The organism is Paraburkholderia sp. GAS333 (assembly GCF_050435665.1).
In the GTDB taxonomy this organism is placed as follows: domain Bacteria; phylum Pseudomonadota; class Gammaproteobacteria; order Burkholderiales; family Burkholderiaceae; genus Paraburkholderia; species Paraburkholderia fungorum_A.
The window spans coordinates 186,834-206,305 of sequence record NZ_JBNDKS010000007.1; the positions used below are offsets into that span (position 1 = coordinate 186,834).

Sequence of the window (19,472 nt, forward strand, 5' to 3'; positions counted from 1 at the left end):
ACCCCACTTATTCCTATGCGAAAGCCCAAGACAACAGCCGCGCGCCGACTACTTCTGGAACGATACAGCCGTGTCGCCGACGGTATCGCGCTGCTGTTTTTCCCGTACGTCGAAATCGTCATTCACGACCTGCAAAGCCAGACCGTTGCCTATATCGCCAACAATCTGTCCAAGCGCGAATTGGGCGACGAATCCGCGCTGGAAGAGATCGACCACACCGCCGAATCGGGCACCATCGGCCCGTACGAAAAAATCAACTGGGACGGAAGACGGATGCGCTGCGTGAGCACCGTGCTGTTCGACGACGCGGGCGCGGCCGTCGGCGTGATGTGCGTGAACTACAACATTGCGGTATTCGAGGACATGAAGCACGTCATCGACCGGGTGATTTCCGGCGCCGGTGTCGTCAAACAACCCGAAGAACTGTTCAAGGACGACTGGCAGGAACGGATCAACACGTTCCTTCACACGTGGCTCCAGGAGCGTCAACTGGCGCTGAACTCGCTGACTCGCGACCATCGCCGCGAACTGGTCGAAGCGCTGTGGGCCGAGGGAGCCTTCAAGGGAAAAAGCGCGGCGAACTATGTGGCGAACGTGCTGGGAATGGGACGCGCGACGGTCTATCAGCACATCCGGGATTTGCGCGGCACCGCCGCATAGCGGTAACGTCGGCCGCAGAAGTTGCGTCAAGAAATTTGCGTAAGATACAAAAACACGCCATCTTCGAACGGCGTGCACTACGCTTTTATGTATCGCGAGCCGCAGGCGGCCCGACTTCTTGCGCAGCACAGGCTCACGCAGGCGTCACACGATCCTTAAGTCCGAACCCGAAGGGGACAGCATGACCAGAAATGATGCGGGCAGGAAGTTCAGCGCGACGTTGATTGCTGTCATCGCGAGTTTCGCGGCTGGTGCGAATGCGCAGACAGCAGGCGGCGCCTCAACCATCACGGCGTCGCCGATGGTGCAGGTATCGACGTCGCCGCCGGGAAGCCGTTCCGACGATGCAATTATTCTCGACGTTCGCCGCGCCATCCGGCGCGTACCGGATATGGTCGATTCGGCGATCCACATCCGCGCGCATCGTGGTGTCGTCACGCTCACGGGCTGGGTGCCGGAGAGCTGGCAGATTTCGCGCGCCGGCAACGCGGCGCGATCGGTACGCGGCGTGAGGGGCGTGTCGAACCGGTTGACGGCGAAAAAACATCACGTCGCGGCGATCGAGCAACCTCTCGCGCCATCGCAAGGATAAGCGCGCTGAAAGCTGCCGCTGACGAAATTCGCGTCATCCGCATGTGGAAAGAACGCGTGCGGCGCGGGTCGCCTGATTGCAGAGGCATGTGCGTCGCCGCTGCGCGGTTCTCTCGGGAATGCGAAGCGCGATACCTCGATACCTCGATATGCCCGCCACGGTCTGCGAGATTCCGAGTCCTGATAGTTCGGGCTCTGGAATTCTCGTGCACGATCGATACGCTCCCCCGCCCTTCGCCCAATCCTGAACGGACCAAAACCGCACGCCCGGCGACCCACCGCCCCCGATCAAAAAATAAAAGTGCCTCGCAAACCTTTGCGCGCCTGCTGAAACACATTGCGGCCTAATGAAATCCTTCGCGATGCCGTTATGCGCCATACATAGACGGTTCTTGAGGGCTGAATTTCTTGTCTGAGCATGTCTTTGGAAACCGGCGATAGATCGGGCTCTATCCGACGTATCTTCAACGGGACCACAACATGAAGAAGTTGTCAGTCAAGGCCAGACTCACGGCCGCTTTTGCAGTGCTTGCCGCAATGGTATTGCTTGTCTCGGGTCTTTCATTGAAAGCGCTCGGCGATTCGCACGAGCGCTTCGCCGGTTTTGTCGCGGGCGCAAACGCCCGCACCCTCGCGGCGCAGGCGGTTCGAACCGCCGTCGACCGGCGCGCGATTGCCGCTCGCGACATGGCGCTCGTCACCACGCCCGCCGATTTCGAACTGGAAAGAGTTGCGGAAGCCCAGGCGCAACACGACGTCCAGACACGTCTCGCGACGCTCAACGAGATGATCGCCAGCAGCACCGATTCGTCCGATCAGGCGCGCAGTCTCGTGAGCGACATCAACCGGATCGAGGCCGCTTACACGCCGGTTGCGCAGGCCATCGTCGCCTTCGCAGTCGCCAACAAGCGCGACGACGCTGTGCGAACGATCGACGAACAATGCCGGCCCTTGCTCGCGGCGCTGATCAAGGCGACCAATGGGTATGGCGACTATGCGCATACTCGCGCCGACGAACTGGTTCAACAGTCGGCCGAACATTACGCCACCCAGCGCGACATTCTGATCGCCGTTTGCCTGGCGTCTCTCGCCATCGCCGTTGTGGCCGGATCGCTGATTACGCGCAGCCTGTTGCGCGCGCTCGGCGCCGAGCCCGGCGCACTCGGCGAAGTGTCGCAGCGCGTTGCGTCCGGCGATCTCACACCCGTGCCGGGTGCCGCCGATGCCCCGGCGGGGAGCGTGCTCGCTTCGATGGGCGAAATGCAGGCGAGCCTGGTTCGCCTGATCGGCCAGGTTCGCGTCGCCGCGGACAGCATTGCCACAGGCTCCAGCCAGATCGCGTCGGGCAACGTCGATCTGTCGTCGCGCACGGAACAGCAGGCGGCGTCGTTGCAGGAAACGGCGTCGAGCATGGAGGAGCTGACGTCGACGGTCAGACAGAACGCCGAGAATGCCCAGCAGGCCAGTTCGCTGTCGAACAGTGCGTCCGAAGTGGCGGACAAGGGCAATGCGGTCGTGGGACAGGTGGTCAACACCATGGGCGAGATCAGCGCCAGTTCCACGAAGATCGCGGACATCACCGGCATTATCGAAGGCATCGCTTTTCAGACCAACATCCTCGCGCTGAACGCCGCCGTGGAAGCCGCGCGCGCCGGCGAACAGGGGCGCGGCTTCGCGGTGGTCGCGAGCGAGGTGCGCAATCTCGCGCAGCGCTCGTCCAGCGCGGCCAAGGAAATCAAGGATCTGATCGGCGCATCCGTTCAGAAAATCCAGGACGGTTCATCGCTCGCGGATCAAGCCGGAAAAACCATGTCGGAGGTGACGCGGGCGGTGGCGCGCGTGACGGACATCATGGGCGAAATCGCGGCGGCATCGACGGAACAGAGCCGCGGCATCGAGCAGGTCAACCTCGCCATCACGCAGATGGACCAGGCGACCCAGCAGAATGCCGCGCTCGTCGAGGAAGCAGCGGCTGCGGCGAAGTCGCTCGAAGATCAGGGGCAACAGTTGAATCAGTCCATCGCGTTCTTCAGGGTCGATTCGACGGCGGCTTGAGCGGCAGGCCGGCTCGCTTTGATGGTCGAGCGTGCGAACTGATGGCGTCGCGGAAGACCGAGGTTGCCGGAAAGCGGGACGCGTTCTCCCTGTTGTCTGCGAACGGTCCAGGCGCGCTGGACCTGTCGTCGCGATGCAAGCGTGTGCTGTCTGATGGTGGATAGGGACGCCCCCGGTTTGGCAATCGGGTGCATCCGTAAAGACCGACAGGCGCCGGAACGTCCACGCACGCGTCCGGCGCACATCCGCCGAACTGATAACACTGCTTCTTTTCGGCCGATTTGACGCGGATATCTGTCGCCTCGACACTGCCTCCCATGCAAAGCCTTAAAAGGCTGCACGTCTCCACCTCCCTGATGCGAGCAGACATGGCCTCCGTTCAATCCTCCAGTCCGACGGAGAGCGCTACCGCGACTCCCGAGCGTGCCCTTCGTCGAATCGTCATCGCGTCCGTTGCCGGCAATGCGATGGAGTGGTACGACTTTTTTGTCTACGGTACGGCGGCCGCGCTCGTCTTCGGTCAACTGTTTTTTCCGCCGAATGCCGATCCGCTGGAAACACCGGCTCCGGGCCTGCAAACCTGGTCACGCTGAACCCCGAACATCCGCAAGGGTGTGCGGCTATCTCTGCACGTCTATTGATTCTGTCAATGGGCGGACCGTGAGAGGGAAACCTTCGGGTTCGCCGGTTTGGTTCAGCGCCGGATTTGCAGCCCTGTCATGCGCCCGCTCACCCTTCCTCTATCCGTGATCGCGGGCCGTTCTAAAGCTCAATTGCCGGAGACAGACGGGGTATGAATTTCCACTACTCAACCGGGTTCATGTAGAACGCGGTAGCGGCCATTGTCTGGGCCGTTTTCCTTGTGCTCGTAAGGCATGCGTGCAAACGCGCCCCTCGTCGTTTCTGAGGCGCGACGGATTATGCCAACAGAAACCCCAAGCTTTCCCCGCAAGGCCGGATCGTTGTTCTGCAAGAACTGATCGCATTTTATTACGAGCGGAATCTGAAGGACGTCGGTGAAATTCTGGAAGCCGTGGCGTATCCTGGCGGTGCAAACCGGCCTGACCTTGCCGACGCAGCATTGCGAGAACGAGTTGCCCAAGCTTGTGCGAGCCTTACGCGGCTTGCGCACGAACTGGCAATCGCCAATCTTGATTGCAATGAAACACAGGCCGCGTTAAAGCGTTCGCCGTTCCTCGCATCTCATCCGGCGTTCCTGTCATGAGCGGTGCAAGTCGCCCGACGCGCCGAAGGCCACTCTCAGCCGCCGAACTGATGCGGTCATCTGTAGGTCAGTGCGAACCGTCTTGCGTGGAGCGCAATTTCGACCATCTGCAATTCGCCAGAATCCGTCAAACGTCAATTCTTGAAAAATCAATCTTGCGCGCATGAATAGAGGCATTTTTCGGATTTAGATGAGCTGCGGATTGGAGCGAATTGACGAAGATATAGCGGCCTCCAGCAATGCTTATTCCCTCGTTGGCATCGTCGCCTTTTTTAACCAGCGCCGCTAGCGCCTTTACTGTTGAGAACTCCTGCAAATGTCTGAACAGAAAGATAAAGGAACTCTCCACCTTTTCGCTACGCTTGCTGCGCTCACAGAGCGCGGTGGCCGGGTCAGCACTACATCGGAATTCAAACTCTGTGGCTTGGGCGTTGCTCGCGTTGGCGACGTTGTGACATATCCCGATGGAAGCGAAGAGATCATCGTGGATGGCGCAGGTTACGGCTGCCTTATTGACAATCGCGCCGCTGCGCTGGTCGCACAACGACGCGCAACCCGTCGCCGTTCCCGCGACCGCTGGCGCGAAAGCTAGCCAGTATGACGAGCAGTTCACCCTTCGCGATGCAACGGGCCGTTCCTTGCGCGAAACGTATTACACGCTCCGCTTGCCGTCCGGTTCTGTTGTCCATGGCATAACCGATCAAACGGCCCGTACCGAGCGATATACCACCAGAGGCACGCAACGCCTGCGCATTTATCTTGGGCAAAGGGAGGGAGCGTAAATGTCCGTCATCTACTATGCAGCGGTCGAAGATGATCCGCTGACAAGCGGCAATGGTAGCCGCGTGTTTGCAATGAAACAGGGCGCAACAATTCAGGGCGAAGACGGCAAGCGTCGCAGTCTGGCCTTCATCGGGGACGATGCGTATTGTCCGGCCTGCAATACCACTGGTGTCATTACGTATGGCGCTAGCGTGGGCGACAGGCGTCGCCTCCTTGATCGTGTCAATAATCGTCGTCAAGCAGTCGACGGCGATATCGTTCTTTGCAAGTGCGCACAACATCCCCGCATCATCGCCTTATACGGACGTCAATGGAGAATCACTGACCGAGACAACGAAGCGCGTGCATCCTTCGCTAAAGGGCCGTTGCAAAGCCTCGTCTACGACGAACAGTTCACGCTGACCGATGGCAGAGGAATTCCCCTCACGAACATCTATTACACGGCTCGCATGCCTTCTGGAGAACTGCGACACGGCGTGACTGATTCACAAGGGCGCACACAGCGTTATGACAAAAAAGACGCTCAATCAATTCGAATCTATCTCGGTCACAAACAGGAAATCTGATGCCTGACGCACTCGCGACAGCAGTAACCAATACCGATCCAAACTCATGCGTATCCGCACAGACTGACCGACTATGTAAGCCTTGGCAGCTCTCCCCACAAGGCATAACCTTCATGGCCGTTCTTGAGAGTGGAATCCTCAATGGTACCTACCATCATGTTGTACACGGCCACACAACTAACCTCACGGTTGTCGACGGTTTCATATTGCAAGTGTATGACGATGGGACCGGCCTTCCGACAGTAGGACTGGGGCATCTTGTCGTGCCGCAGGACCATCTGCATCTAGGAGACGTTATTACGCTCTACCGAGCGAAAGAATTTTTCCGGCTTAATCGAGAACCCGCTGAGTGGGCAATCAATCGCGACGTTCATGTACCACTCTATCAATACGAATATGATGCGCTGGTATCCGTCCTTTTCAACACTGGTCCCGGTCCCAGATCGCATGACCCGTGGCCGGGCACACGGTCGCAATACCTGGCCGATTTTCTGAATCATGGCGAGTATGATCGCATGCGTGACGTGATTCGCGGCTTCGTCGCGAATGTCGTCGCAGGTCGCCGCCAGCATGAGGCGCGCCTGTTCGCCATGGGAGTCTATGATGCGTCTCACTAAATTTGCACCTGCGTGTTTCGTCGGTGCTGCTCTCTATATGGTCGGCGCTCCCATTGCCAATTCGGCTTCCATTTATGGAACAGCGTTCGACTACAGGAAAGCGGAGCCCGCGATCATCCAGTTCCCGGGAAAGACTAGTCAACAGATCGCAGAGCATTGCAAAAGCGAATCTTTGGGAACGATGGAGTTGACAACATGCGCTCAGTTCAAGTTTGAGACAGCCAGGGCAACACTCGCTAAAACGGTCGAAGCTACCGAAAAGGAAATCGATCAAAGCGACGTAGAGCTTCGAAAGGACCATAACCCGATTGCTTTGCCATATTTCAAACAGGCACAAAGCCACTGGCAGAACTACAGAGACAATCAATGCTACGCCAACACCTACGAAATCGGAGAGGCGTCCATACGTTTCATTGACTTTTGGACCTGTATGGAAATCATCACGAAGGCAAGGATCGATGAGCTAACAAAGCCTGACGTAACGCAGTAATTCTTTTACAGCCGCGCCTCATACGCGGCTGTTTCGTATCTACTGTCGAACATGAAATTTCCTTGCAGCGGCGGTTTTGACGTCTTGGCGCCTATCGTTCTGATCCTGTGTGACTCGCCTTACGTGGCGGCTGGGGCGTCTGCTCCTTTCCTGCTGCCGGGTCGTCCTGCACTGATGCAGTAAAGCAGTCTGAGATCCATTATTTCACCTCACTCTCACGCCAGCGCGCCGCCGCCGAGCCGACCTTGATGGGTTTCGGAAACCGCCTTGTGCGATCTTCAGTTAGATCGTGGAATTGGACAGGCCGACGCGCTGCTTCGGTCCTGCCGGTGGATGGCGGCGTCATGGCGGGCCGCCAGGGCTGAGCCAGCTTGACGTCATCTACATGCGCGGAGAGATTCGCAGGTTAAGGACAACAGCGGCATCGCAGTCCGGCCGATTTCGATGCCACGAAGCATTCACGATCGCGGAAAGCGTGCCAGCCCCGCCGAATCCATGAGAAATGCGCGGCATTGAGAACCCGCTGATGCATCGCAGGTTGGATCAAAACCCCGCCCCACGCGGTTGCACATTTTCCTCTGTCATGGGAATGTCACGAACGGTACGCAAAGATAGGGCCCCGCCCGGCGCAAGCTTCGTGCAATCTTTCCTCATCCCTGGACATCAGATGAAAAACCAAGAACCGCCCGCCTCGTCCCCCGACAACGAACAACCTGACAGCGCAACCGACAGCAATAGCCCGCAGGCACCGCAGCGTCCGGGGCGTCGCCACTTTCTCGGCGGCGTCGCCGCGGTGGCGGTGGGCGGCGGCCTGGCCGGTTGCGCGCAGCCTGCCTCGCGCGCGTCGGCGGTAACCGGCGTTGCGGCGGGACCGCAGTTCGATCGCGCGCTGCGCTCCAAGGTGAAGACGGTCGTCGTGATCTATGCCGAAAATCGCAGCTTCAATAACCTGTTCGCCGATTTCCCAGGCGTCGAGCGCCCGCTTTCCAGCCTGAAGCCGGAAGATTATCGGCAACTCGACCGCGACGGCTCGACCGTGTTGCCGCAACTGCCCGTCGTGCCTGGCGGCTGGCTGACCAAAGATCAGACCGTCGACGGCGTCACCTACAAAGCCGGCCAGCAATATCAGACCAATCTGCCGAACGCGCCCTTCGCGCTGAAAGGCCCGAATGGCGAGAATCTGCCGCTGTCGCTCGTCACGCATGATTTGTGGCACGTGTTCTATCAGAACCAGATGCAGATCAACGGCGGCAAGAACGATATGTTCGTCGCCTGGGCGGACTCGGCGGCCTTCACGATGGGCCACTACGCGAACACCAGCTACGACCTGCGGCTATGGGATCTCGCCAGCGAATTCGTGCTGTGCGACAACTTCTTCCAGGGCGCATTCGGTGGCTCGTTCATGAACCACCAGTATCTGATCGCCGCGACGCCGCCGGTCTACCCCGATCCCGCGCAGAGCATCGCGAAATTCCAGATTGCGGAGACCGTCAGCGGACGTCCCGATGATCCCAATCTGAAGCCGCTCGCGACGTCGCCGAAAAGTGCGATGGAGGGCATCCCCAAGTTCGGCCCGAGCGCACTGACGCCGCCCGAAACGCTGGCAAACGGCCGCACCGTCAGCTACGCCGTCAACACGATGATGCCGCCGTTCGCGCCCACGCCCTACAAGGTCGGCGCGAACGGCGTGGTCGACTTCACGCTGGACAGCAACGCGATGGCCGTACCGCCGCAGGTGCACGAGAACATCGGCGACAAGCTCGACAAGCGCAGGATCAGCTGGGCGTGGTACGCAGGCGCATTCCAGCAGACGCTCGACATGCGCGGCAAGAACACGAACGACGGCACGCCGCTGATCCCGAACTTCCAGTATCACCATCAGCCGTTCAACTACTTTGCAAACTTGGGACCGGGCACGGCCGCGCGCGCGCAACATCTGCGCGACGGCGGACTCGGCGACGACGAAAGCACCAACCGCTTCCTCGCCGATGCCCGCGCGGGCAAGCTCCCGGCCGTCACGTTCTACAAGCCGCAGGGCAATCTGAACATGCACGCGGGCTACGCGGATGTCGCGTCGGGCGACCGCCATATCGTGCACGCGGTGAAAGCACTGCGTGCCAGCCCGCAATGGGAAAACATGGTGGTGGTGATCACCGTCGACGAAAACGGCGGATGGTGGGATCACGTCGCGCCGCCCAAAGGCGACCGCTGGGGACCGGGCACGCGCGTGCCGGCGCTGGTGGTCTCGCCGTTCGCGAAGAAGGGCTACGTGGATCACACGGTGTATGACACGGCGTCGATCCTGCGGCTGATTACACGCGTATTCGACCTCGAAACGCTCGACGGCATCCGCATGCGCGACGACGCGATGGCCGGGCGCGGGCAACCGGGAATGGGCGACCTGACTAACGCACTGGACCTGTCGTCGTGATGTAAGCGGGTGTTTCGAGCATCCGCCGTTCGCAAACCGCCAGCCTTGTTGCAGGGCTGGCGTTACCCGTTTCCACCAATCAGGGTTGGCGTTTGCCGCGGCCGCCAGCGGATTTGCCGGCCGGCTTATGTGAACCCGCAGCCGTCTTGCTGGCGGGTTTGCCTCGCGGCTTTTGCACGCTGAACGGGCTACCGCTGGAAAAATTTGTGCCTTTACCTGCGGCGACGGCATGTTGTGCTGCAGGCTTGGATTTGTTTTTTTCGCCAGTTTGCGGGCCCGGCTTTTTGCTGGGCACTTGCGCGACGCGCGGCGCAGCTTGCGGCACCTTCGACACTTTCGGCTTCTTGGGCTTTTTGGGTTTCTTGATGATCTCGCCCGTCGCGCTGGTTTGCGGCACGCGGTGTTCGGCTTCAAAACCCGGCTCTTCTTCACGGCGTAGCGTCTGCCGGATCAGCGCCTCGATCGCGGCCAGTTGCGGCGCTTCATCGGCACAGACGAGGGACACCGCCACACCGCTCGCGCCCGCGCGGCCGGTACGGCCGATACGGTGCACATAGTCTTGCGCGACGATCGGCAGATCGACGTTGATCACCAGCGGCAGGTCGTCGATATCCAGACCGCGCGCCGCCACATCGGTGGCGACCAGCATACTGACCTCGCCCGTCTTGAAGCGCTCCAGCGCACGCAGACGCGCCGGTTGCGGTTTGTCGCCATGGATCGTGTCGACGGCATAGCCCGCGTCATCCAGCATGGCTGCGAGGTAATCCACGCCGACGCGGGTTTTGACGAACACCAGCGCGTGCTCCCAGTTGTTCTCAGCCACCAGGTGCATGAAGAGGTCGGGCTTGTTCTTTTTATCCACCGTCACCACCCACTGCCTGATCTTGCTAGCCGTGGCATTGGGCGGGCTGACGCTGATATTCACCGGGTCGCGCAGAATGCCCGCCGCCATCGCGCGAATTTCATCGCTGAACGTGGCGGAGAACAGCAGGGTCTGCCGCTGAACGGGCAACACAGCAAAGACAGCGTTGAGTTCGCGCGAAAAGCCGAGATCCAGCATGCGGTCGGCTTCATCCAGCACCAACGTTTGCACCTGATCGAACTGCACTGCGTTCTGGCGATGCAGATCCAGCAAACGGCCCGGCGTGGCGACGAGCACGTCCACGCCTTTGCGCAGTTTCATCATCTGCGGATTGATGCTCACGCCGCCGTAGGCAGCGAGGAATCGCAGGTCGAGGCCTTTACCGTAATCGACGAAGCTTTGCAGCACCTGTTCGGCCAGCTCACGCGTGGGCACGAGCAGCAGAACGCGCGCGCGGTTGCTCGACACCGCCAGAACGCGCGCGCGGTTGCTCGACACCGCCGGGCCGTGCTGCACCAACCGTTGCAGCAGCGGCAGCGCAAAACCCGCTGTTTTGCCGGTGCCCGTCTGTGCGGCAGCCATGACGTCCTTGCCGCTGAGCACAGCAGGAATCGCCTTGGCCTGCACCGGCGTAGGTGTCTGGTAATTGAGATCCTGCAGATTACGCAGCAACGGATCGATCAGGCCAAGCGAGGCAAAAGACATGGGGGTGTTCCGGGGTAAAACTGCAATTCTAGCGGTTAGCGTATGGGACGGACGCCCATCAGGACGAGGTGGTCAGTAACGCCAGGCGTCGGGCGCGATTCGCGAGCGCAACGAAATGCCAGGGAGATCCGCAACAGCGATCGGAACGTCGCGCCGTTCGGCATTGAGCGAGTCATACCGGTTGCGAGCCCCGCCGATGCGAGCTTCTCGCCGCATCAAGGAGCGAGGCTACGCAGCACCAGGCTCGTCACAATGGTCAAGCGGCGCTCGAGTTCTTCGTTCGACTCTGATTCAAGTAATTTCGGATGCGAGAAACACAACGACGCCGCTACGATTGCGCTGCATATTTCATCCAGCGGTGATTTCCTTTCGAACTCTCCAGACTCCCGGCCATCGATAATCACCCGACGGATCGCGCTCTCGACGGCATGCTGATGATCGACCGTGGCGCACCAGCTGCTTTCCATCGCGACGACAACGATTTCGTGGACCTTTCGATCTTTCAGAAACCGGTCACAGCTGCATTGCATCATCGTCATGAGCAAGCGGCGCAAGCGGGCGGTGGCCGGTTCGGATCTAACGGCAATCTCGTGCAGACCTGCATCCATTTCGCTCAACACTTGCGCGACTACCGCTTCGCCAATTGCCTGCTTGGAGTCGAAAAAACGATAGATATATGCGGCAGATACACCGATTGCACGTCCAAGAGCGGCGACGCTCGTCTTCGAGTAGCCATAGTGACGAAAATGTTCGTCGGCCGCCTTGAGGATCTGGGCGCGCCGCTCATGCTCTGCCGGGCCTCGTTGACCGGTTGGAGCGCCATCAGTGATTTCGATTAACTCTGCCATATCCTTCATTTGCCGGGTGGCAATGCATTAAGAGAGGTGTTCGCTCAATTTTAAAGGTGCGTTGTGCGTCCCTTGCGATTGATCGAAGAAAGGCGACCGGGCGCGACTGCCAGAACCCGCCTCCGACCGCACCGTTCGCTCCTCTCAAGTACCCTTCAGACTCGCTGTATGCGACCTCCGCATCTGGATGCGTCACTCACATTCAACTCGTTCATTACTTGAGTCGACAACCTGTCCCGCAGGTTGCTTTCCCGGCGAGTCCGTCTTCGCTCGCGCGAGAAGCTGCGACTGGAACGACATCGAAGCGCCGGAACAGATTTTACATCGCCCCATGAGGCAACCGCGCCCCGAGCGCAATCCGAAAATGATTCGAGCCGCGGTCTGAGCGCGGACGTCGCAAGCTCGAATCCTGCGTCAGTTGTCTGGCTGACAGCTTTACTCATCCCAGCCGCCTCCCAAGGCCAGGAACGAGGCGACGGCGGCGCGTGCGGCGTCCGATTGGGCAACAATTCTCGCGTCCTGAACCCGCTGCAACCGGTCGTCCGCATCCAGAACCTGCGAGTAATTTTCGGATCCCGATTGATAGGCCGCAAGGGCGGACGCGCGAGCACGCTGCAGCGCCGTTTCGCCGAGGGCCAGTTGCTGCTCCTGAGCCTCACGTTTGACCACTAGCGAGAAGGCGTCTTCCACGTCGGCGGTGGCCTGAAGAATGCTCAACCGATAGGCCGCGAGTGCTTCCGCATTTTTCCCTCTGGCCGCCTGAACCTCGGCATCCACGGTGCCGAAGTCGAACAACCTCCATCGCAGTCCGGCAACCCCTTGCATCAATGCGGCGTCGCCCGTAAAGACATTGCCGGCAACCGTTGTCGCGGACCCAACGAGCGCGGACAGGGAAATTTTCGGGTAGTACTCGGACAGGGCCTGCCCAATTCGCGCGTTCGACGCAGCCAGATGCCGCTCGGCAACGATGACGTCCGGTCGTCGACGCAACAGCGACGGCGGACCTTCGGCGGTCTGGATTGCCGGCGCCTGCGGAATCGGCCGGGGCGAATCCAGGGCTTCGTCAACGGTACCGGGCTCGATGCCCATCAGAATGTCGAGCCCGTTACGCGCGGATACGAGCGCCGCCTCCAGAACGGGAACATTGGCGGCGGTCGTAGCAAGCTCCCCTTGCGCCTGACGCAATTCCAACTCTGGCGCGACACCCCGCGAATACCGAAGCTGCGCCAGATCGACGCGTCTGTTTTGCGTCGCCGTTTGCTCGCGGGCCAGGGCAAGACGTGCCTGCACCGTTCGGACCAGCACGTAGGTGTCGGCCGTTTCCGCGATAACCGATAGCCGCGCTGCGACGCTCGATGCCTGCGCCGCTTCGTAGTCCGCCTGCGCTGCTTCGGCGCTTCGCCGAAGGCCGCCGAACACGTCGATTTCCCAGCTCGCGCCCGCGCTTGCCTGGTACAGCCGCGAGTTGCGATCGAAGCCCGGCTGAGAATTTTCGACCCGTCCTAACGGATCTTCCAACGACTGATGGGCTGCTGCGACCTGTACGTTCATCTGCCCCGCAGGCAACAAGGCCGCCCGAGCGGCACGCGTTGTCGCTCGGGCCTGCGCAACGCGCGCGGTTGCCTGCGCAAGCGTGAGGTTCTGCGCGAGTGCCGTCGCGACCACGCGATCCAGCACCGGATCGTTGAACCCTGTCCACCATTGCGCCAACTCCGGCGTCGGCGCACCTGCACGCTCGTTGACGGCCGCCGCGCCTTTGAACGTCGACGACATCTGGACGCTGGGAGGCACGTAATCAGGGCCGACAGCGCAGCCGGCCAACGCGAAGACACTCAGCAACAGTGCGGGGAGAGATTGACGTTTCACTGATAGGGCGGACATGCGTGGACTCGGGTTCATGAGGAGTTACGAGTGTATATTATCGTTACTTGAAGTCAATGCTCATAGATGAGCGCATCTAGGCAAATCTGAGATGTCACGTGCAAGAATCCGAAAATAACTCCTAAATATCAATGATTTAACACGCATATTCGCATCGTTTATGCCGACACATTGTCCGCCAATCGACTCGTTAGCGAAAATCAATAAGTTACGTATTGACGAAATCGTAACTAAAAACCATAATCCGGCCACACATAGGAGTTCCGATGCGAGTTCATCAAATCTGGTCCCCGCCGTTGATCGGCTTAGTGGCCGCGCTGTCGCTCACGGCGTGCAGCAGGCCTGCACCGCAAGACCCCCGCACAGAAGTGCCGCTCGTCGCGATTGCGAAGGTGGCTGCGGCCGCCGACATGCAGCGCACTTTCACGGGTGTCGTCGCCGCCCGCTTTGAAAGCGATATCGGTTTTCGTGTCGGCGGGAAAGTCATACAGCGGCTAGTCGACACGGGACAGCACGTCGTGCGCGGTCAGGTGTTGATGCGGCTGGATCCGGCAGATCTCGCGCTAGGGTCAGCCGCGCAGCAGAATGAAGTCGAGGCAGCCCGGGCGAAGTCCGTCCAGGCGAACGCGGATCTGAACAGGCTCGCTGGACTCGTCGAGCAAGGCGCCGTGTCCGCACAGCAATACGACCAGGCCGTCGCTGCGCAGAAAAGTGCCAGCGCGCAGCTCAGTGCGGCGTTGGCGCAGGAAGGTGTCGCGAGGAATGCCGATCGGTACACCGTACTGGTGTCCGACGTGGACGGCGTCGTGACCAATACATTCGCGGACCCGGGGCGGGTCGTGACTGCGGGGCAGACAGTCGTCGCGATCGCGCGTGATGGATTGCGCGAAGCGGCCGTCGATCTTCCTGAAAACGTGCGGCCAGCATTGGGCACGGTGGCAGTCGCTTCCGTATATGGCGTCGATCAGAGACCCATCACGGCAAGGTTAAGAGAGCTTTCGAGCTCCGCCAACTTGCAGACGCGCACTTATGCCGCCCGGTTTGTTCTGGAAGGCCCGGATAACAACGCACCGTTAGGCGCTACGGTGACGGTGCGCCTCAGTGACGACAGCACGGCGGGGCAACTCACTCTGCCCGTATCCGCACTGTATGACCCGGGAACGGGACCGGGCGTCTGGCTGCTGGATACGAAAACCTCGACGATCGGATTTCGCCCCGTCAAAGTCGGCGCGGTGGGTGAAGAGGAGGCGCACATCGTGAGTGGCCTCCAACCTGGCGATCAGGTCGTGGCTCTCGGCGCGCACCTGCTTCACGACCGCGAGAAAGTGCGGGTCGCACCGCTCAGTCAGCCGCGCATGCTCGCGTCTTCAGAAGGAGACGCGAAATGAACCGGTTCAATCTTTCTGCGCTCGCGGTCCGGGAGCGCGCCGTCATTCTGTTCCTGATCATCGCAATCAGTTTGTCGGGCGTCTTCGCCTTCCTGAAACTCGGCCGGGCCGAAGACCCCGCATTCACCATTAAAGTACTGACCGTATCCGCCGTCTGGCCGGGCGCAACCGCCAGGCAGATGCAGGATCTGGTCGCAGAGCCTCTCGAAAAGCGGCTGCAGGAACTGACATGGTACGACCGCACCGAAACGATCACGCGACCCGGTCTGGCGCTCCTTACGCTGACTTTGAAAGACAGCACGCCTCCCGCGGAAGTACAGGAACAGTTCTATCAGGCACGCAAAAAACTCGGGGACGAAGGCCATAAACTTCCGGGCGGAGCCTTGGGCCCGTTCGTCAACGACGAGTACTCGGACGTCAGTTTCGCGCTGTATTCGGTGGAAGCGGCGGGACTGCCACCGCGACTTCTGACGAGAGAGACAGAGTCTCTGAGGCAGCGCCTGCTGCACGTTGCCGGCGTCAAGAAGGTCGATATTCTCGGTGAGCGTCCGGAGCGTATTTTTGTTGCGTTCTCTTATGCAAAGCTCGCCAACCTGGGCATCAACGCGCATGACATTTTTGATTCCCTGCAGCGCCAGAACGCCTTGAGCGCAGCGGGATCGATCGATGCCAACGGTCCGCAAGTATTCATCCGGCTTGATGGCGCATTCGACGATCTCCGGCAGATCAAGGAGATGCCCATCGTCTCCAACGGACACATGTTCAGGCTGTCGGATGTCGCCGACGTTACGCGAGGATACGAAGACCCCGCCACATTCCTGATCAGGCACAACGGCCAGAACGCGCAGGTGTTGAGCGTCGTCATGCAGGACGGATGGAACGGGCTCGACCTCGGGCGGGCTCTCGAAGCAGAGGAGAAGCAGATCTCGGCCGAATTGCCGGTTGGCTTCGGCTTCAAAAAGATCACCGATCAGGCAGTCAATATCCGTGAGGCAGTCGACGAATTCATGCTGAAGTTTTTCGTCGCGCTCGGCGTCGTGATGTTTGTCAGTCTGGTCAGCCTGGGATGGCGGGTGGGAGTCGTCGTGGCGGCTGCGGTGCCGCTCACGCTTGGCGCCGTCTTCGTCATCATGCTCATGACGGGCCGGGTTTTCGACCGCATCACACTGGGCGCACTCATCATCTCCCTTGGACTGCTTGTCGACGACGCGATCATCTCCATCGAAATGATGGTGGTCAAACTCGAGGAGGGAGTCGAGCGAGTCAAGGCGGCATCCTACGCGTGGAGCCACACCGCCGCGCCCATGCTCGCCGGCACGCTTGTGACCATCATCGGATTTACGCCGGTGGGATTCGCGCGGTCGACCGCCGGCGAATACGCGGGCAACATCTTCTGGATCGTCGGCTATGCGTTGATTGCGTCATGGGTGGTCGCCGTGACCTTCACGCCTTACCTCGGGGTGAAGTTGCTGCCGAACATCAAGCCCATTCAGGGCGGTCACGCGGCTATCTACGCGACTCCCCGATACGAAAAATTCCGCTCGATGGTGACGTGGGCGGTACGTCGCAAGTTCTGGGTAGCAGGAGCCGTGTTGCTGGCGTTCCTGATGGTCGGGCCTGGCATGGCCGTAGTGAAACAGCAGTTCTTCCCGACGTCGGACCGGCCTGAAGTGCTGATCGAAGTGCAAATGCCTGAGGGATCGAGCATCGAGGCGACGAGCGCCGCCACCGCCAAGGTTGAAGCGTGGCTCAAGCGGCAACCCGAAGCGAAGGTCGTGACCAGCTATATCGGCCAGGGCGCCCCGCGTTTCTTCTTCTCGTACAACCCGGAGTTGCCGGATCCTTCCTTTGCGAAGATCGTGGTACTGACGCCCGACGAAGGAGCGCGTGACAACCTCAAGGTTCGCTTGCGCGCAAGCGTTGCGAATGGGCTTGTCCCCGAGGCGCGAGTCCGGGCGACACAACTGGTGTTCGGTCCTTATTCGCCTTTCCCTGTTGCGTTCCGGGTAATGGGACCCGACGTCGACCAGGTGGGTGTCATCGCCAAACAGGTGGCCGGGATCATGCGCGCCAATCCGCACATGCGCCAGGTCAACGAGGACTGGAGTGAACGCGCACCGACCATTCATTTCGTACTCGATCAAGACCGCCTCCGTGCCATCGGCCTCACCTCCGCCGATGCCGCGCAGCAACTGCAGTTTCTGCTGACGGGGATTCCCGTGACCCAGTTCCGCGAGGACATTCGCACCGTCGACGTCGTTGCGCGCAGCGCCGGTCCTGAACGCCTCGATCCATCTCGCGTGGGCGATCTGAACCTGACCGGCAGTGACGGACACCTTATCCCGCTCTCCCAGATCGGTCATATGGAAACGCGCTACGAGGATCCCATTCTGAAGCGCAGAGATCGAACGCCCACGATCACCGTAAGAGGCGATATCGACGAATCGCTTCAGCCGCCGGATGTCTCCCATGAAATAGAACGGGCGATTGCGCCGCTCATTGCGTCCTTGCCGCCTGGCACCCGTATCGAGACGGCAGGTTCCATTGAAGAAGCTGGCAAGGCGAATGCCGCACTCGCGCCAATCTTTCCAGTGATGATCTTGCTGACGCTCGCGGTCATCATCATCCAGGTGCGTTCGTTCTCCGCGATGGCAATGGTGTTTCTCACCGCCCCATTGGGAATCATCGGCACTGTGCCGACCTTGCTGCTGTTTCATCAGCCGTTTGGCTTCAACGCGATTCTGGGACTCATCGGATTGTCGGGCATCCTGATGCGCAACACGCTGATCCTGATCGGGCAGATCCATACCAACGAAGAAGCCGGTCTCGATCCTTTTCATGCAGTAGTCGAAGCAACCGTTCAGCGAGCGCGGCCCGTCGTGCTAACCGCGATGGCGGCAGTGCTGGCGTTCATTCCGTTGACCTTTTCGGTGTTCTGGGGATCGATGGCTTTCACATTGATCGGAGGGACTGCCGTTGGCACGGTGATTACGCTGCTGTTCCTGCCTGCTCTGTACGCCATCTGGTATCGCATCAAGCCAACTCCGCGCGAGGCGTCGTCCGCGCCCGCACAAGCGCATCGTCTCACCACCATCTCCGGATGAGGATATTTGAAATGAAACACAGTCATGCGGCAGGCTTTCTGAAGGCGCTTTTCACTCTGGTCATATCCGTCGCTTGTGCGGCATGCGCCGGCGTTCACTCGCCAGCGTCATTGAGCGGTGAATCAGCGAGTCCTGGCAATCACGTTGTAAGCGGTAATCCTTCGGACCTTCGTGGCGAGGCACTTGAGCAGCGCAATCGCGACATCGTGCAATCGGTGACGGGTAGAGCTATGTAAGACACGAAACATGAAAGCCCTATGTCCGGGCCGTAGTGCAGCAGACGATCGTCTTTTTCCCGGTGGAATCTCCTCCCCCTGTCGCCGGGTCTATCCTGGGTCTGTTCCCAAGACCCAGGATCTTTTTTTTCACGCAGTGAATGCCAGTGATTGTCGGCGAACGACGTCTTTCTTCATGACGGTTAATGACCCAGAAACCTTGATGACCCAACGCCATATCTCAATGTCCGCCGCGTGAGGGCGAAACGGTAAATTAAGGTCGTATCGATAGTGGAGGCTTCGGCTGGCACTGGTCGCATTATGCAAATCCTTCGGACGTGCGGATCGATGATGTCGGCTAGATGAGCCGAGGAATTCCGGGAAATGGACAACGTCGATTTTGTCTCATTGACGGCGTCTCCGAATGACGCCTCTTGGGCCGACTCGTGCCCGTGTGGCAGTCGCTGAACGACCACAATAGCCAGTCGGCGACAGGGCACGAATGTCTCAGACCGGAAAGAAGCGGCCAGATGCGGCCTACCCATCGCAGGGACGAACTCGGCATCGGCGAGCTCGTGTTTGCGAGATTTCGCATCGCTATCAGTTCCACGCCAAATGCAACCTGTCCGCAGATCGCGGGTAGAATCATTTCGCATCTTTTCCACGCTAATCGAGTGTGGGCTCTAAAAAATTACGCAGAAGATTTCATGGCATTCGCTCCGGCGCAGAGCCCGTGGCTTGCCCTATTCAGACCCATTCCCGCCTTCCAGCACTGACTCGCGCTAACGCAGGCAACCATGTTGCCCTAAAGATTGTCGCCACTCGTCCGTAATAATTGTTAAGGGTTTGCTGAAAATGCGCTCCGCCGCACGCGCGCGCATTGCCTGCACCTGACACCAGACATCGTTAAAAGCGTGCCGCGCCCGCAGAACTGTTCGTCTCAACAGCAATTAGAACAAAGAACTTTCTGCAGTCTCTCAGCACGGCAGCTTCACCTTTGTAAAGGACATTCGAGACGACTTAAAACTCAGACTAATAAAGCAGAACACGG

13 protein-coding genes and 1 pseudogene are annotated in these 19,472 nt (G+C 59.8%); 10 read left to right on the forward strand and 4 right to left on the reverse strand.

Features of this window, described 5'->3' with window-relative positions; genetic code table 11:
* Positions 1-15 precede the first annotated feature (15 nt).
* From ABH945_RS30455 to ABH945_RS30470, 4 genes and pseudogenes are all read left to right on the forward strand, one after another.
* Entirely contained in the window at positions 16-660 is a 645-nt protein-coding gene (locus tag ABH945_RS30455) for a helix-turn-helix transcriptional regulator (RefSeq protein ID WP_074772205.1), read from the forward strand.
* A 181-nt stretch (positions 661-841) separates the two neighbouring features.
* Positions 842-1,252, forward strand: coding sequence for a BON domain-containing protein (locus ABH945_RS30460; protein WP_429253111.1), 411 nt, complete (start codon positions 842-844; stop codon positions 1,250-1,252).
* Between the two features lie 479 nt (positions 1,253-1,731).
* Positions 1,732-3,306 carry a methyl-accepting chemotaxis protein gene (locus ABH945_RS30465; protein WP_429253112.1) on the forward strand — a complete coding sequence of 525 codons (1,575 nt, stop codon included), beginning with the start codon at positions 1,732-1,734 and terminating at the stop codon, positions 3,304-3,306.
* Between the two features lie 368 nt (positions 3,307-3,674).
* A pseudogene (locus ABH945_RS30470) lies at positions 3,675-3,860 on the forward strand (MFS transporter); the annotation flags it as partial.
* Positions 3,861-4,658: 798 nt separating this feature from the next.
* Here the strand turns inward: ABH945_RS30470 and ABH945_RS30475 are convergent.
* Complete coding sequence (locus ABH945_RS30475) at positions 4,659-5,075, reverse strand: hypothetical protein (protein WP_429253113.1); 417 nt, start codon at positions 5,073-5,075, stop codon at positions 4,659-4,661.
* 238 nt (positions 5,076-5,313) lie between these two features.
* Here ABH945_RS30475 and ABH945_RS30480 point away from each other — a divergent pair, with 238 nt between their 5' ends.
* The 4 genes from ABH945_RS30480 to acpA all read left to right on the forward strand — a co-directional run bounded on the left by ABH945_RS30480 (position 5,314) and on the right by acpA (position 9,418).
* A complete protein-coding gene (locus ABH945_RS30480; protein ID WP_429253114.1) occupies positions 5,314-5,880 on the forward strand; it encodes a hypothetical protein in 567 nt (188 codons plus the stop codon).
* Entirely contained in the window at positions 5,880-6,497 is a 618-nt protein-coding gene (locus ABH945_RS30485; protein WP_429253115.1) for a lysozyme, read from the forward strand. Before ABH945_RS30480 ends, ABH945_RS30485 begins: the two co-directional genes overlap by 1 nt.
* The gene (locus tag ABH945_RS30490) at positions 6,484-6,987 is read left to right on the forward strand and encodes a lysozyme inhibitor LprI family protein (RefSeq protein ID WP_429253116.1); all 504 of its coding nucleotides are present in this window, start codon (positions 6,484-6,486) and stop codon (positions 6,985-6,987) included. The genes ABH945_RS30485 and ABH945_RS30490 overlap by 14 nt, the downstream gene beginning before the upstream one ends.
* 667 nt (positions 6,988-7,654) lie before the next feature.
* Complete coding sequence (gene acpA, locus ABH945_RS30495; RefSeq protein WP_429253117.1) at positions 7,655-9,418, forward strand: acid phosphatase; 1,764 nt, start codon at positions 7,655-7,657, stop codon at positions 9,416-9,418.
* A gap of 79 nt (positions 9,419-9,497) precedes the next feature.
* On the opposite strand, the gene ABH945_RS30500 is transcribed toward acpA, so the two are convergent.
* The 3 genes from ABH945_RS30500 to ABH945_RS30510 all read right to left on the reverse strand — a co-directional run bounded on the left by ABH945_RS30500 (position 9,498) and on the right by ABH945_RS30510 (position 13,732).
* Entirely contained in the window at positions 9,498-10,985 is a 1,488-nt protein-coding gene (locus ABH945_RS30500; RefSeq protein ID WP_429253118.1) for a DEAD/DEAH box helicase, read from the reverse strand.
* 215 nt (positions 10,986-11,200) lie between these two features.
* Positions 11,201-11,842 carry a TetR/AcrR family transcriptional regulator gene (locus ABH945_RS30505; RefSeq protein ID WP_429253119.1) on the reverse strand — a complete coding sequence of 214 codons (642 nt, stop codon included), beginning with the start codon at positions 11,840-11,842 and terminating at the stop codon, positions 11,201-11,203.
* A gap of 426 nt (positions 11,843-12,268) precedes the next feature.
* The gene (locus ABH945_RS30510; protein ID WP_429253120.1) at positions 12,269-13,732 is read right to left on the reverse strand and encodes an efflux transporter outer membrane subunit; all 1,464 of its coding nucleotides are present in this window, start codon (positions 13,730-13,732) and stop codon (positions 12,269-12,271) included.
* Positions 13,733-13,980: 248 nt separating this feature from the next.
* Between ABH945_RS30510 and ABH945_RS30515 the strand changes: the two genes are divergently transcribed.
* Both ABH945_RS30515 and ABH945_RS30520 read left to right on the forward strand, forming a co-directional pair.
* Entirely contained in the window at positions 13,981-15,102 is a 1,122-nt protein-coding gene (locus tag ABH945_RS30515; RefSeq protein ID WP_429253121.1) for an efflux RND transporter periplasmic adaptor subunit, read from the forward strand.
* Entirely contained in the window at positions 15,099-18,206 is a 3,108-nt protein-coding gene (locus ABH945_RS30520) for an efflux RND transporter permease subunit (RefSeq protein ID WP_429253122.1), read from the forward strand. The genes ABH945_RS30515 and ABH945_RS30520 overlap by 4 nt, the downstream gene beginning before the upstream one ends.
* The last annotated feature ends 1,266 nt before the right edge of the window (positions 18,207-19,472 follow it).